The sequence below is a fragment of the Enterobacter sp. BIDMC 29 genome (assembly GCF_019378755.1).
GTDB classification, from domain to species: domain Bacteria; phylum Pseudomonadota; class Gammaproteobacteria; order Enterobacterales; family Enterobacteriaceae; genus Enterobacter; species Enterobacter ludwigii.
Genome location: NZ_CP080000.1, coordinates 1,896,744 through 1,912,201 on the forward strand (window position 1 = coordinate 1,896,744; position 15,458 = coordinate 1,912,201).

Below are 15,458 nucleotides of genomic sequence, written 5' to 3' on the forward strand. Positions count from 1 at the left end.
CCAGCGCCCACTGGCTGATGCCTTCTTCATCCGTACTGCCGCCTGACGGCGTCTGGTGGTAAGGAATGACCTCATAGCCGCTGAACGGCTGATGCTGCGTGGCGGCGTCGGTGAGCACCAGCGTGTGCTTGTCCGCCTCGTGGCTGAAGTGATACGCAATCCCCTCCAGCTCCATCAGACGGCTGATAAAGTCCAGGCTCGACTCCTGATACTGCACGCAGTAGTCCCACACCCGGTAGCTCCCGGTGAGCTTATCCTCCACGTTAACCTGATGTTCACCCAGCAGGGTTTTCACAATCTGCGGTACCGTCTGGCCCTGGAAGATACGCAGGTTACGGTCGCGCTTCATCGGCCACAGGTCCGGCTCCACCGTCAGCTGGTACACCGCATAGCGGGTGCCCGTCAGCTCGACGGCACTCACCGCCACGCGGGTGATTTTTCCATTGATATAGCGGGGCGTCAGCAGGCTCTGCGTCGGGATGGTCACCGTGACCGGCTGACCCAGCAGTTTGCTGCGGTCAATGCGCGCATCCGTGCCAAGCAGGGTCAGCGTCAGGGCGAACGACTCGGACATCGCCTCGCGACCTGTGAGTTTCCAGAACAGAAGCCCCTCCACCGGGAGCTGAACGGTAATTCGGTTGAGCATAACTTTATTCCATATGGCTTATGCGATGCAAAGACTCACGGCACTAAATGTGTCATGGTAATACTATGCAGTGTCAGATTGGTTATTTAGCGCGAACTGTTTTGATTATATATATGAGAGAGCCAATCTTTAATATTTCCGATAATATAAATAAAGCAATATTAATGGAAATAACGCTCAATCCTAAACCAGCGATCGCCATAGGGAAAAGTGTCACTGAGCAACTGAAGATGATAACGCGCAGCACTTCTTGTATAAGAGCAAAACCGACCGCATATCGATGTTTTGTGAAAAAAAACCAGGCAGAAAAAAGCAAGGAAACTGGCATGAGGAGATAAACAAGGTAAAAAGCACCTGTCACTATTCCGTTTACGCCACCTGCTATCAGCATAAAGATAATTACACCCGGATTTCCTCCGGTGGAAACCCACCATGACTCAAGTAAATGGTATGGACCAATCGAATAAAACACAATCCCGATGACATCCATAACACCCCAGAAATAGAAAATTTTATTTTTCGCGGTCATGTTCGCCCTAACCTTTACTTGACTGGTGCTGGCGGCCATTTACCACCATGTTGAATAAGCGTCTCTTTGATTTCAGTTAGTTTTTTATATTCTTCACTGCCTTCTTCTGTTCTGTTCAGATAACGTTGAAGTTGATTACCCATCGTCCAGCCATTGATAGTCCTAATTTCAGGGTCAGTACCGCGTTTCAGCAAAAGGAGCACGTGATCGTAAGCGTGGTAATCCAGCGCGGCTACTAACAATGTACTACCCAGTGAGTCGGTAATATTAATATCCGCTCCGCCGTCAAGCATCGCCTTGAGTGTCTCGGTATTTTTCGCTTCGATACTTTCGAATATTATAGGCTCACCAAACGTTTTGTCTTTTGCATCTGGAGATAATCCGCCGTCCAGCATCGCCTTTATCCACACGTCGCTGTCCGCTTTTAATACTAATTCTGCAGGCGAACTTTTTCCCTGCGGCCTCGGCTGCAGCGGATCTGCGCCAGCCTTAATCAGAGTAGTGATAATTTTTAAATGTTCAGGCGTTTTTTTATCGTTAAGTGAATTCATCACCGCCCAAAACAACAGGGTCATGTCCTCTTTACCAGGTTTGTTTAAATCAGTTTTCGAAGCTAACTTTTTCACCTCATCGCCGTCACCATTCTCAATTGCGCGCGCTAATGTGAGCTGGTCACCATTAAAGTAATTATCTGGTTGTAAATCCATATTTTGCTTGCACCCCTGAACCATAAACATTAAACAAAGCGCTACCCAGCCAAAAATTAGTGATTTCACGCGCGGCTCCTGATAATAGAGATATCCTCATCCTTCTGTTGTTCAATACAGTTTATCGCTTGATCTATTCCATGTCGGTCAAATGCACTCCCCATTCCACCAGGAAGGTCGTGAGCTATTCCGGCAGCATTGGGCATAATGGCAGAAATCTCTTCTTTCGCTATAAGTGCTGGCACGTGCCCTTTTACCATTTTAAAATCTTCCCAAACATTTACTTCCTGAGTCCTGGTCAGCAGTTCACCCTCGACGCGGTAAGCCTGAATGTTATCCGTGCTGCCCAATATGCTTCCGCCATATTTCTCGACGGTACCGGAATTTAGGCCAGAAGCATTAAACGTCCATCCCGCCATACCACTTGCCATAGAGGTGGCTGATGCTAAACCTCCCCCAAGAGAGTGCCCCGCAATGTCTATTTTTTGACCTGATTTGGCGAGCTGCTCGCCCATACTTACGGCTCTTCGGTAATAATCCGACTCCAACCCAAGCCCCTGCGCACCGTTATTTTTCCAGTCAGTCATGTTCTTCATGGGGAAAAACTCTGGTTGCCTCGACCCTCTGAACACCAGCGTAGGGTTCATATCGCCACCAAAAACGTCAGGGTCAGGCTGATAGACGCGTGCCAGAAAATCAGGATCCTCACTCTTGTCATAAAGTGTTTTACTTTTAAGACCTAACTTCTTTAGCACCGATGCATCGTTGCTTATATCCTTCCAGCCCTCTGGCACCCCCGGCGTTGTCTCCAGCGGATTCACTGTCTTATAAACATTCTCAGCAAGCTTCGCTTTCTCCACCGCAATATTATTCGCCGCCAGTCGTTTAGCGGCGATCTGCGCATCCGGGTAAAGGCTATTACTACCCTTCGCGATCAGATCCTTACGCGCCTGCCAGCGTTCCGCCTTGGTCATCTGCTGTAGCTGAGAAGCATAGGTTTTACCGTCTTTGCCCGGCGTGGCCTCATCCGGCACCTGTGCCGCTTTGGATTTCACCACCTGCTTCGGCAGTACCGTCGGCTCAGGACGGGCACCGTAGGTTCGCACCATGGTTTCGTAGCGATCGACGATTGTGCTTACCGGATACCAGCCCAGACCGGTAAGCGAGGCCGCCTGCAGTCGGCCATCGGCATTGATATAAAATATCTCCGTTACCGATGACCAGTTACGGAAACTCTCGTCGATGGCAACGATCCTGCCGATATCGAGATCCTGCACGATCAGCTTACGGGTATCGCGTCCTGACTGATAGGGATTCGCCCCGGTGATGGAATGCAGCAAATCGTAACGCGTAAACAGCGAGCGCAGCGAATTGTCGGGAACTGACATTATCCACTGCCCGGCTACGGACGGGCGGATAATTTTCGCGAAAAGCGCTGGCGAGACATTCTCGCTGAAAAGATAGACAAACTTGAGGTTATACATTCGCTCCGTCCTGTTACCAGTCCCTGCTTACCTTACTTACGGATTCACCAGCCAGGTGCCAGGCTTCGCGATATCCAGCGTCTGGGTACGCGTTTTCCCGTTGCCCTGCAGTTCAATTCTGGCCTCGCCCGCAGGTAGCTTGAGCGATGCATAACCGTTATTTGCCGGACGCAGTGTTTTTGGCTCACCGTTCACTTTCAGGGTCTCACCGTCAAGAATACGGATATAGACCAGTGCAACCGGGCTGGCATCCACCGGCGGGGTGGCCGGTTGCGCTGTCGCAGTCGGTGCAGCATGTTCACTGGCTTTCGCCGTTTCCGGTTTCACTTCCGGCGCGTTCGATGCGGTTTCAACGGGGCGCGTCTCAGCGGGGGTCTGCGCCGCCTGCTCTGGCGCATCATGGTCGCCACCGCTAAACAGCATCGCTCCGGCGACGACGCCAACCAGCACGCCCGCAGCAACCATTGCCGGGATTTTGTACCGGTGCCAGTCCAGTGCAGAAGCCGGTGCCTCTTCCTCTACCGGTACCAGCATCGTGCCCGGTTTTTTCGCGCTCAATACATCGTCGATACCCGCTACCGGCATCTCAATCAGCGCCGCGAATTCATCGATGGACTGCGGTCGGTCTTCCATGTGCAACGCCAGCGCCCGGTCGATGGCCTGCAGCAGCGAGAGGGAATAGCCCTGTGGCTGCAGTTCCACCAGCGGTTTGCAGGTGTCCTGAATTGAGCGCACCACGCTGACCGGCGGCGGTGAGCCGACAATCAGGGTACGCAGCACGGCGCCGAGGGCATAAATATCCGTCCACGGGCCCTGCTCGCTTTCGTTGTCGTCAGTGTACTGCTCGATCGGCGCAAAGCCCGGGCGCAGCATGGTTTCCGTCTCATCAGAGAGATTACCAATGGTGCGGCGCGCAGAGCCGAAATCGAGCAGAACCGGCAGGCCGTTGTCCTGAATCTGGATGTTATCCAGAGAGATGTCGCGGTGCAGATAGCCTTCGTCATGAATTGTCTTAATGGCACCGAACAGCATGGGCAGCATACGACGGATCCAGGCTTCGTTAATCAGCTCCGGCTTTTGTTCGCGCAGACGGGAGAGCGTGGTACCGCTATAGAACAGCGTTCCCATATAGGCCGTATCGTTTTGCACCCAGAAACGCAGCACGTGAAGCAGGTTCGGGTGATTGAAGCGCGCCAGCAGGCGGGCTTCCTGAATGAAGCTGTTCAGGCCGGCGGAAAACGCTTTGCCAAAACGTTCGCTGCGCAGTACCAGCGTCATATCGTCGCCGCGCACGGCGAGCGAGGCAGGCATAAATTCTTTGATAGCGATAGTGCGTTCGAGCTGATGATCCCACGCGCGATAGACGATGCCGAACCCGCCGCCGCCGATCACCTCTTTAATTTCAAACTCGTTGAAGCGATACCCGACCGGGAGCGCGTTTGGGACAGTCCGATTGTTATCATTATCCGTCATCTTTTACAGTTCTCTTGATGATTATTACGCGGCAAACTGACAGTGAAACTCGCCCTGCTCACAGGTGACGTGCAGACGTCGGTACTGCTCATCGCTGCGGCTGGCGGTAAGTAATATCTGGCTCATCTGAGGCAGCAAGGTGTTTGTCAGAATAGCGTCCACCATGCGGCCACCAGACTCCACCTCGGTACAGCGCTGAACAATTTGTTCCACCACGCTGTCATCAAACTCGGAAATAATATTGTGATTCTCTTGCAGACGACGCTGAATGCGTTTGAGCTGCAGGCGGACAATCTGCCCCAGCATCTCGTCGCTCAGTGGATAATACGGCACCACCAGCAGACGGCCCAGCAGCGCCGGCGGGAAGACCTCCAGCAGCGGCTGACGCAACGCGCCGCTTAACGCCTCAGGCTCAGGCATCAGTTCCGGATCGGCACACATGGCGCTGATCAGATCGGTGCCGACGTTGGACGTCAGAATAATGATGGTGTTACGGAAATCAATATGGCGGCCCTCGCCATCTTCCATCCAACCTTTATCGAAGACCTGGAAGAAGATTTCATGTACATCCGGGTGCGCTTTTTCAATTTCGTCCAGCAAGACCACGCTGTACGGGCGACGGCGAACGGCCTCGGTTAACACCCCGCCTTCACCATAACCCACGTATCCTGGAGGCGCACCTTTTAAGGTGGAAACGGTGTGGGCTTCCTGGAATTCACTCATGTTGATGGTGATAACGTTCTGCTCACCACCATAAAGCGATTCCGCCAGCGCCAGTGCGGTTTCCGTTTTCCCCACACCGGACGGGCCACAGAGCATAAATACGCCAACAGGTTTGTTCGGATCGTCGAGTTTTGCCCGCGAGGTTTTCACGCGACGGGCAATGAGATCCAGGCCGTGACGCTGGCCGATGACGCGCTGGTTGAGGGTATCAGCCAGGTTGAGCACCGCATCAATTTCGTTTTTCACCATCCGGCCCAGCGGGATACCGGTCCAGTCAGAGACCACCGCCGCCACCACGTTTTCATCCACCGCCGCAAACAGCAGCGGCTCGTCGCCCTGTAAAGCGTTGAGCGCCTGCTGCTGCGCGTTAAGCTCGCTGCGCAGTTCGCCGGTCTCGTCATCACCCGCGGCAAACAGCGCGGCACGCAGGCGGATGATTTCAGTCACAAGAGCACGTTCCTCTTCCCAGCGCTGGGTCAGGGCTTCGCGCTTTGTTTCGTATGTATCGCGCTCGGCGGTCAAGGCTGCGACGCGCTCCGGATCGCCGGCACCCACGCGCGCTTCGCGTCCGGCAATCTCGATCTCCACATCCAGGGCCGCGAGATGGCGCAGGCAATCTTCCAGCTGTGCCGGTGGCGCGCTCTGGCTGACCGCCACGCGGGCACAGGCAGTATCAAGCAGCGCAACGGCTTTATCCGGCAACTGGCGTGCCGGAATATAACGATGTGAAAGCTTGACCGCCGCGCTGACCGCTTCGTCGAGAAGCAGTACCTGGTGATGTGTCTCCAGCGGTGACACGGTGCTGCGCAGCATCAGAATGGCTTTGGCTTCGTCCGGCTCGTGAACCTGTACCGTCTGGAAACGACGGGTCAGCGCCGGGTCTTTCTCAATGTATTTTTTGTATTCCGCCCAGGTGGTGGCGCCGATGGTGCGCAGTTGCCCGCGCGCCAGAGCCGGCTTGAGCAGGTTAGCGGCATCACCGGTACCCTGCTGACCGCCTGCGCCAATCAGGGTGTGGATCTCATCGATAAACAGAATGACTGGCGTAGCGCTGGACTGCACTTCATTAATCAGGGCCTGCAGACGCGCTTCGAACTCGCCTTTCATGCCTGCGCCGGCCTGTAGCATGCCGATATCCAGCAGCCAAAGCTGAATATTCTGCAGCGGTGCCGGCACGTCGCCTTCGGCGATACGCAGCGCCAGCCCTTCCACCACCGCCGTTTTTCCAACGCCAGCTTCCCCGGTCAGCAGCGGGTTATTCTGGCGACGGCGCATCAGAATATCGACCATCTGGCGGATCTCTTCATCGCGCCCGACAACCGGGTCAATCTTCCCTTCACGGGCGCGCGCGGTCAGGTCCTGACCATACTGGGCCAACGTCCCCTGTGCGGCAGGCACCGTACCGGCTGGCGTATCCGCGGCAGCGGCCGCCTGTAGCGTCTCTTTGCTCTGAGCGCAAATCGCATCAAACTGCTCGATCAGCACGTCGACGTTAAGGCAGCTGAACTGCGCCGAGATGCTTTTCAGCACGTTGGCCAGATTCCAGGTTTTCAGGATGCCAATCAGCAAATGCCCGCCGCGAATACGGCTGACGCCATACTTCAGCGAGCCAAACACCCACGCGCGCTCCACGGCGCTGTCGATATGTTCTGACAGATCGGAAACAGAACTCGCGCCACGTGGCAGCGCATCCAGTGCGGCCACGATATCGCGCGTCAGCTGCTGTTCATCGAGGGCAAAATGACGAATCACCTGTTGCAGATCGCCATCCTGCTGCTGCATCAGCTGATGCAGCCAGTGCACCAGCTCAACATAGGGGTTGCCGCGCAGCTTGCAGAACGCGGTGGCGCTTTCCAGTGAGGTAAATAACAGCGTATCCAGTTTGCCGAAAAGCACGGCACGGCTGATTTCTGACATGTTCGGTTCCGTTGATAACAATGCGTTAGAAAAATTATCGCTCTGCGCGATACACCAGATCGCCACGTGGGACAGGCTGAGGCTGAAGGCCCAGCCAGGTGTTGTAACCTAACCGCCCGGCGCTACCGAGCGAGGCACCCTGCACCGCGTCGGCGCGCAGAATAACCCGAGTTTCCCATTCAAATTCTACCCCTGCGTACTGGCGTACCCAGTCGCGCAGTTCAGTGACCCACGCTTCGCCTGGCAGGAAGCGGTTGTATTCTTCCGCGCTCAGTGGGCCGATTTCGATACGAAACTTGTGCTGCACGTCGCGCACCGCAACGCCGAGAAAAGCGGATTCTCCCATCCGCGGCAGACGACGCCCTTCACCCAACTGCGCCTGTTCCCGCGGCGAAAGCGGCATCCACTGCGCCACGTTCGTGACCAGTTTTACCGGGGCGTGAAAATAGTTGCGCAGGATCTTCTCCAGCCCTTCCGGATCCCGTGCGTGACGGGTCAGGTGCCCCGCGTGAGTAAAACGGGCATGTGCGCTCAGGCTGCCTTTGGTCATCTGCCCCGGCTGGCCCATGCCGATCAAGGATGCCAGGTACCCCTCAAAGCGTTTGTTGTCCGCGCGGTCAAGAGAGACGGCGGGCTGCGCATCAGCCCAGGCACGGTAAAACAACAGCGTCAGGCGATGATGGAACAGATCGGCAAACGCGCTCAGGCTGGTGTCCTGATGATGATGTATACGCTCGCGGGCGTACTCTGTCATATGGACGGGTAGCGGCCCATTTGGACCAAACAGACCGAAGCTGAGGATAGACACCTCGTGCAGCCCGTTCTCTTCACGCTGGCGCACCTGCGCGAGGGTTGACGGCGCAAAGCTCATCGATGGCTGCTGACCGATACGTAACGGCTCAAATTTCGGCAGCGGCGCGCGCCCCAGCGGATAACGTTCACCGCCCTGGGCATCAATGCGTCTTAATAGCTGGAACAGATCGTAGCGCCACGGCGTCTCTCGAACGCCGCGCCAGAAAGCGTCCGGCAACGGCGTCAGGCGATGGACACGCAGCGGCGCGGAGGCGACTTCGCTCATAGTAGTGCCCTTTTCCCCATACGCGGTGCCCAGTAGCCAATCTCACCGCGCTGCTGACTCTTCAGCGTGAATTCAGTAAAGCTGTTGATGGACACCAGGCGGGCAAACAGGCGTTCCAGCACGCTGCCGAAAAGCCAGGGGCTGGCGCCGGAAAACGCACGCTCATCCACCGTCAGAGTAATGCCGATCCCGCGCGCAAAGACCACAGGCCCCGGCTCCGGGACGCGACGGTGAACCGGCTCCAGCACGCAGTGGCGAACGCCCTCAACCTGACGCGCAACCGGCGTCTCCGCCAGGTTAGCATACAGCCCTAACAGCTGACGCAGGGCGGCGGCGCCCTCTTCGTTTTCGCTGTCCATCAGGCTGAGATAGTTCATCTGCAGCTGGCTGATCAATCGCCAGGTGCTAAACCCTTCGGCCAGAGCCGGACGCGGCGGCGTTGGGCCTTTTCGCAGGGTCAGGGATTTCACCGGCATGGAATCGGCCATGATGAACTGTCCGAGCTCCTGCTGAAGCATCAGCGGCAGGTCGCGGCTGGTGCACAATACTTCCGCGGAGATATAGCGCAGATTTTCCTGCCAGGGTGCATGCTGTTCATCCACTAGCGAAACAAAGACTTCGGAGCCGATATAACCGGTGCGGGTGCCGTAGCGCAGGGCATGTTCAGAGAGCACTCGCTGCTCACGGCGCAGGGAAAAATAGGCGCCGTAGTTGCCCGCATCACCGCTCCAGGTGCTCCAGAAAGGTCGGAATGTCTGGTCATCACGCTGGCCGTCGGCACTGCCGAAGATTTTGTTTACCGCATAAATTTCATAATCCAGGGGACGGATGTTATCCACCACCAGATGATATTCATGCTGGCTCTCGCTCAGCTTCTGCCGCGCCGCCACTTTCGGGAAAAGGTTGATCACCGGCGTGCAATGCATCGCAAGATGGCTGGCATCAACCACCCGCTCCAGCTGCTCATCGCTTTTATCCAGCAGGATGAAAATATCGAACGCTTTTTCATTTTCACAGTGCTGGATAAGCTTGCCCAGACCGCTGAGGCTGATAAAGCGGAACCGTGCCGGAAACGCAAAGTATTCCTGCAGCAGACGATAGCCGTCAAAGTTGCGCAGGTCATCCGGAAGCAGCGCCTGGTCCGGCTCAAACCCTTCCTGTCGTAAGGCATCCGCAGAGAGCAGCTGTCGCTGCGGGTGCTTGCTGACGGTCTGGCAGACAATCCCGGCGTGGTGCTCCATGACCAGCTCAAGCAGCTTGAGCGCTTCAATATCCGGGCCGCTAAGGAAAAACTCCAGACGGTCAAAATCCAGATGCCCAAGATGCTGCGGGCCATCACAGGCAATGCGGATCCGTAACGCGCTGTTGATCCCCCGCTGGCTCAGGCCCAACTGCGCCAGCGGCAGATCGGCAGGCACACCGCCCAGCTCGACCTTATCGATTTTCAGCGGCAGCAGATTAACTTCATGCGCCGTGGTGTAGCTGCAGGTGACCCCGGTCTTTTTCAGCGCCAGGCTGTCCATCATGGTGCCACGCGGCACCTTAAAACCGTTGCTCAGATCGCCACGCGTGCTGTCGGGCTGGATTTCAGCAATCGCCATTGAGGGGGTTGGCGCGAGATAGTTTGGCGCAATCATTTCCAGCAAACGCTGGGAGAAGCGCGGGAACTCCGCATCCATTTTCATTTGCACACGGGAGGTCAGGAACGCGAACCCCTCCATCAGGCGTTCTGTATACGGATCCGCCACTTCGATGCCGCGCATGCCCAGTCGACCCGCGACTTTGGGATAGCGCTCGGCAAATTCAGCGCCCATTTCACGCAGATAGGCCAGTTCACGGTTGTAATATTCGAGCAGTTTACTTTCCATGATCACCCCGCATCTTTCAGTTCAAAATGGCCGTTTTCCAGATCGACATCGGTGCGAAACAGAAACTCCAGCGGGTACGGCACACACCACAGACGCCCTTTTATCTCAATGGACAACACGTTGTGCAGATCCAGTGACGAGGTGTCTGACACGCAGCGGACCTGCAGTCCCTGCGGCAAAATACGCGGTTCAAAGTTAATGATGGCCTCGGTAAGCTTGCGCTGAATGTCGTGCCATTCAATGTCTGACATTCTTTTCCCGGCCAGCGGCGCGACGCCAAAATTAACCACCGAGCGGTTCACATGCGGCAACGCGCTCAGGTCACCGGATGCGTCATGGTTGATGGTGTTAAACAACCACTGCAGATCCCGCAGCACGTTACGGCGCAGGGCGGCGTGGGTAATCAGATTACTGTTGGCGGACTCGCGTTTTTTTTCCGGATCGTTATCGGTGAGGCGATCCAGCAGCGAGGGCTGCATTTTATCGCGCGCCCCCACCTTCTCCTGCTTGCTGCGGGCTTGCCAGCCGCTGCGCAGCAGATCGCCTTCGCCAGCGGGATTACTCATGGGCTCCATCCGCAGCAAACGTCACCAGGTTCAACGACAGCAATGGGCTTTCGCTTTGCTCGCTAAGCCAGGCTTTCTGCCCCATACCTTCATACAGCGTGCCGTCATTGTCGAGCGGCAGCCATTCGGTGGTGCGCGCGAGCTTAACCGCGTCAGACGCATCCGCTGCGAAAGGATAGCGCGCCGGGATCTGGCAAACCTGTTCGGTACCGTCCGTCAGGCGCACCAGCGCATGACGCCACACCAGGTCAGTCACGCTGGCAGGCGCCTGGAAACGGATCTCGGCGATGGCGTTAAACGGCAGCCAGAAATAACGGCCGTTGACGATGGTTTCACACACGGGCCCCAGACGAGCATCGCCGTCCATCAGCCATGCGAATGCCTGCGTCTCGTCATTCTCAAGTGTGATTTGACCCGCCGTTGCCTGCGCCTGCTCAAGGGCTTCCAGACGCAGCGCCTGAGCACGCTCTCCCGCGTCATTAAGCGCGGCGGCAAGCGTGGTAAGCCATGGCCACTGCGTTTCAGGCATGGCAGGACGAGCCTGCCCCGCCATCACCTGCGCGCGCTGCAGCTCGCCCTGGATGGACTGCTCCAGCAGGGTAACGGTTGGTTTAGCCTGGGGCTTAAGTGCCAGCCAGCTTTTCAGCTGAGTCAGGGCACGCGTCCAGTTACCACTGAGGGTCAAAAACTGCACAAACGCGGCACGGAGATCGGCATCGGCCGGACGGGCTTTGATCTCAGCTTCAAGACGCACCAGCGCGTCACTCAGCGATTCACCCGCCAGGTGTTGATAGAGCGTATTCATAGCCATTCCTTAGTTTGCCGCGCGCCAGGCGCCGACTGCCGGATCGCGCAGCTGAGGGCGCAGGGTGTCAATCAGGACGATATTGAGCGTTGTGCCAGGGGTAACCCAGGCGCCCCAGATTTTTTTCACCGCGGCGATACGCGCCTGCAGTTTTGCATCGTCGCTGGCGGTCTCACGTGAAATCTCCACGGCCACCGTGCCGTTGCTTTTCCAGCCGTTGAGGCTGCTGTCGTAAGGCAGGATCATCCAGCTCTGGTCGCTGTTGGAGGTGCTGAAAACCATGCGCTCTTTGTTGACGGAGGTGATCAGCGCGTTTTCCGGGTCGGCACTTTGATTCAGTCCCATGACCGGGAAGCCGTGAATGTAGGTCACCGGTATCTCTTTTTGTCCACCACTACGGGACTGGGAGATAACCGTGTGACCACTCAGCCAGCTCCCGTTTCCGCAGCGGGTGGTGTCTGAATCCGGAATAAAGAGCGCCGGAGCAGACGAGCCCCCTTCCCAGAAGGTACGCAGATGGCAGCCGTCCTGAAGGGTAAATTCCTGCCACGGCGTGCGATCGGCAGCAACCGTGTGGGTTTCCGCGTTCTGGTCCGGCGGCAGCAACGCACCGCTGGCCGGAGTACTCACTGGCGCAGTCTGCTGCTGTTTTACCACCAGCGCCCAGTCCTGCGCTTTGCCTGCTGTCCCCTGCGCCAGCGTCGTCCCGGACGGATCATTCAGCGTCCAGCTCAGTTTACTGACTTTGCTGCACTGGTGTTCCAGCAGCGAGCCCAGACGCGGGACAAAGTTCTCCAGAACCGAAACGTCTTTGTTGCCGTTCGCCACGATACGCAGCGCAATCTCTGACTTACACCAGCTCTGTGGGGTGTTGTCTTTGATGTTATCAATCCAGATATCCAGCTTCTGTGCAGGAGACTGCACGATGCGGAAATTCTCAGCCTGCGCGGTGGACGCCACCGCCAGAAGTGCTAAACCCGATAGCCAAAGTTTCATATCGTTCCTTGTGTGTCTAATCAGTTCCGCAGGGAAGAAATTGTGCTGCGTCAGAAAGCGTATGCAGCAAAGTGGTGTCCTGAGGGTTGCCCATCCATACCGCCAGGGCGGTATAGTTATCCTGAGCATTCCCCTCCTGTTCGCCATTCTTTTGGATGATTTGGTTCATTAAGGTCAGCCACTCTTGTGGCGTGTTAACCATGTGCAGCGACTGTTTCATCTGTTCTTCGCTGACGCCGTGCCAGAAACCGTCTGTACAGAGTAGAAATGCATCTCCGTCTTCGACCTGCACCACATCGCTGTAGCTCGCTTCTGGCCCACCGTTTTCAATACCCAGCGCCAGATAGAGCAAATTGCTGTTGAGGTTATCGGTGTCGTGCCCTGCATCTTTCATCTGCTGAACCAGGCTGTGATCGGTGGTGACATGCCACAGCCAGCCCCGGCGAAACAGATACAGGCGGCTGTCCCCGGCATGTGCCCAGTAGGCCAGTCGGTAATCTCTGTCGATAAACAGACTGACCAGCGTGGTGCCCATCCGACGATAATCCTGAACCGCCTGCTGTTCGCTGAGAATGGTGCGATTCGCCGTTTGCACATAGTCGCGAATATGCTGCGCGTTCAGGTGCTTGTCGCCATCGAAGCGGGAGATAATACTGTTGCGGGCCAGTTCAGCGGCCACCTCACCGCCCGGCAGACCAGCGATACCATCACAGACGACAAAACAGGCTGAACGTTCCCCTATGGTTTCTCCCGTCTGATCCTGGTTGCTGGCGCGCGTCCCCTGGCGGGAGAGAGAAGCCGTTGCGATATTCATTTTTCTTCCGATCCGCTCTGTGAGTCTTTGTACTGATTTACCTCCATGTCATAAGCATGAAGGAAGGCTTCGCCAAACAGGGTGTGGAAGTCATCCTCAATCTCGCCTGCCGTTTCACCATAGCTGCGGACAAAGTAGTCCCACAGCGCGGCTTTGCGACTGCCCGGTAGCGCCAGTCGGGAGGTCATCCCGTTCTGCTTCGCCTGCTCTTCCAGCTGTTCCGGGTTGAAGGATTGCAGCATGGCGGCAATGATGGCGCGGATACCGGAGATCATACCCAGCTGATGCGCCTGCAGATCGATCAGCGCGTCACGCACGGATTTTGTCGGCGGCATAAAGCCCGGCATTGGCGTACCGAACATCTGGATCAGAACGGTTTTCCCGGTCGGCAACAGTTTGAACGGGTTGTTGGCATCATCAAGTACCATGGTCATATCGGCTTTTACGCCGCGCTTGAGAATGGAGCGCGAAGAAAGCAGCGCCACGGTGCCCTGAGAGAACATGCCCAGAATTTGCCCCAGCTGACGCATATTTTCACGGTCAAACTGCGGGACGGGCTGCATTTCGCTGAGCCCCATCCCTTCCAGCAGTGCCTCAAGTAATTCGCCCTGCAGTACTTCACCCTTTTCGCCATTATGGGCTGCTGGCGACGCCGAGTTTTTGACCGGGTCAATACGCAAACGCCCTTTAGGTGCCTGGGCATTACTGCGCGCCACGGCCTGCGGGGTTGGCATGGTGAAGCCGGCATAATCCGGTCGCGCCGGCTCTTCTTCTTCCGCGCGCGGCGGCACCTGCGGCTCAGGAGCAAACAGCGGAGAAGCGGCAAGGACGTCCTCTTCCTGTTCTGCTTGCGGCTCTGGCGTCAGTTCTGGCTCAACGACGGCCTCTGGCTTATCGCCGACAATCTCATCCGGATGGGTTAACGGTGCCCCGCCCATCAACCCGAGGGGGTCATCATTTCGTGCGGCAGGTGCGCTGGCACTACCGCCAAACAGTGCCAGCGGATCGAGTTCATCCGTCTGCTCTTCTTGAGGCTGCGCAGGTTTAGCTTCATTGGGCGGCACCAGCGTAGACGGGGTGACGTCGTCAAAAATGCTCTCTTTTTTGAACAACGCTTCGTCACTGAACAGCGTATCCGGATCCACGTTCTTACGCTCAAGCTTTGGATCGCTGTCATTGAACATCGCCAGCGGATCTTCAGCGTTACGCTCAGGTGCGACAGGCTGGGAGAACGGATCGTGCGACGCTGCCGGCTGCGGCTTCGCCCGAGAACTGGAAATGCTGTCGGAGATAGAGAACTCCTGCATCAGGCTATCCCAGATTTCCGACGGCACAGCAGTCGGTTCCGCCTTCCCGCGCGGGGCGGCGCTCGCAGGCTTTGGCTGCGGGGCTGCCGCAGGGGCCGCGGCTGGACGCGCCTGCTGCTGCATGGTCGCCGCCATGCGGCTGACTGGCTGCGTATCATGAATCAGTTCGGTCACTTCGATGCGGTAATCATCAATACCGAGAATGTCCCCATCCTGCAGCTCTACCTGGCGCCCGCGCTCAAGCGGAATGTCATTCAATACCACGCGGGTGACGCTGCCACGGTTAGTGACGCGGCATTCGCCCTGGGCGTCAACGTGAACAATGGCCTGCAAACGCGAGATGGTGCGGTCATTGTCCGGCAATACCAGATTGTTATCCGTACCGCGCCCAATGGTGCCGCCCGGGGCATAAAAATCACAGCTGCTCTGCGGCGGCTGATGACCGGGTTTTGTAGAAATAATCGTGAATCGCATGGCGTATTCCTGCTGGTATGATTAGCGCTCAAACGCTGCCGCTCTCGGGGCGAGAACGGCGGCGTTTGGGG

General features: G+C 56.8%; 13 protein-coding genes. All 13 read right to left on the reverse strand.

Annotation, left to right across the window (positions count from 1 at the left end; translation table 11 throughout):
• Nucleotides 1-646, reverse strand: a 646-nt coding sequence (locus tag JTA15_RS21780) for a type VI secretion system Vgr family protein (protein ID WP_255580191.1), incomplete at its 3' end; no start/stop codon positions are given.
• Nucleotides 647-728: 82 nt separating this feature from the next.
• On the reverse strand, nt 729-1,214 hold the full coding sequence (locus tag JTA15_RS08545) for a hypothetical protein (RefSeq protein ID WP_224212625.1): 486 nt from the start codon (nt 1,212-1,214) through the stop codon (nt 729-731).
• Nucleotides 1,190-1,912 carry an ankyrin repeat domain-containing protein gene (locus tag JTA15_RS08550; RefSeq protein ID WP_198921950.1) on the reverse strand — a complete coding sequence of 241 codons (723 nt, stop codon included), beginning with the start codon at nt 1,910-1,912 and terminating at the stop codon, nt 1,190-1,192. The genes JTA15_RS08545 and JTA15_RS08550 overlap by 25 nt, the downstream gene beginning before the upstream one ends.
• 35 nt (nt 1,913-1,947) lie before the next feature.
• Nucleotides 1,948-3,366 carry a phospholipase gene (locus tag JTA15_RS08555; RefSeq protein WP_219373116.1) on the reverse strand — a complete coding sequence of 473 codons (1,419 nt, stop codon included), beginning with the start codon at nt 3,364-3,366 and terminating at the stop codon, nt 1,948-1,950.
• 36 nt (nt 3,367-3,402) lie between these two features.
• Entirely contained in the window at nt 3,403-4,839 is a 1,437-nt protein-coding gene (locus JTA15_RS08560) for a serine/threonine-protein kinase (protein WP_014170537.1), read from the reverse strand.
• Between the two features lie 24 nt (nt 4,840-4,863).
• Nucleotides 4,864-7,479 carry a type VI secretion system ATPase TssH gene (gene tssH, locus JTA15_RS08565; protein ID WP_219373117.1) on the reverse strand — a complete coding sequence of 872 codons (2,616 nt, stop codon included), beginning with the start codon at nt 7,477-7,479 and terminating at the stop codon, nt 4,864-4,866.
• 34 nt (nt 7,480-7,513) lie between these two features.
• Nucleotides 7,514-8,557: a type VI secretion system baseplate subunit TssG gene (tssG, locus tag JTA15_RS08570; RefSeq protein ID WP_025203894.1), complete on the reverse strand. Its 1,044-nt coding sequence runs from the start codon at nt 8,555-8,557 to the stop codon at nt 7,514-7,516.
• Nucleotides 8,554-10,425: a type VI secretion system baseplate subunit TssF gene (gene tssF / locus JTA15_RS08575; RefSeq protein WP_020883467.1), complete on the reverse strand. Its 1,872-nt coding sequence runs from the start codon at nt 10,423-10,425 to the stop codon at nt 8,554-8,556. The genes tssG and tssF overlap by 4 nt, the downstream gene beginning before the upstream one ends.
• Before the next feature lie 2 nt (nt 10,426-10,427).
• Nucleotides 10,428-10,991, reverse strand: coding sequence for a type VI secretion system baseplate subunit TssE (gene tssE, locus JTA15_RS08580; RefSeq protein ID WP_010432861.1), 564 nt, complete (start codon nt 10,989-10,991; stop codon nt 10,428-10,430).
• The gene (locus tag JTA15_RS08585; protein ID WP_041162721.1) at nt 10,984-11,796 is read right to left on the reverse strand and encodes a type VI secretion system accessory protein TagJ; all 813 of its coding nucleotides are present in this window, start codon (nt 11,794-11,796) and stop codon (nt 10,984-10,986) included. The genes tssE and JTA15_RS08585 overlap by 8 nt, the downstream gene beginning before the upstream one ends.
• A 9-nt stretch (nt 11,797-11,805) precedes the next feature.
• Complete coding sequence (locus JTA15_RS08590; RefSeq protein WP_113655980.1) at nt 11,806-12,792, reverse strand: hypothetical protein; 987 nt, start codon at nt 12,790-12,792, stop codon at nt 11,806-11,808.
• 16 nt (nt 12,793-12,808) lie between these two features.
• Nucleotides 12,809-13,606: a PP2C family serine/threonine-protein phosphatase gene (locus tag JTA15_RS08595; RefSeq protein WP_014170545.1), complete on the reverse strand. Its 798-nt coding sequence runs from the start codon at nt 13,604-13,606 to the stop codon at nt 12,809-12,811.
• A complete protein-coding gene (gene tagH / locus JTA15_RS08600; RefSeq protein ID WP_219373118.1) occupies nt 13,603-15,387 on the reverse strand; it encodes a type VI secretion system-associated FHA domain protein TagH in 1,785 nt (594 codons plus the stop codon). Before tagH ends, JTA15_RS08595 begins: the two co-directional genes overlap by 4 nt.
• Nucleotides 15,388-15,458: the final 71 nt, after the last annotated feature.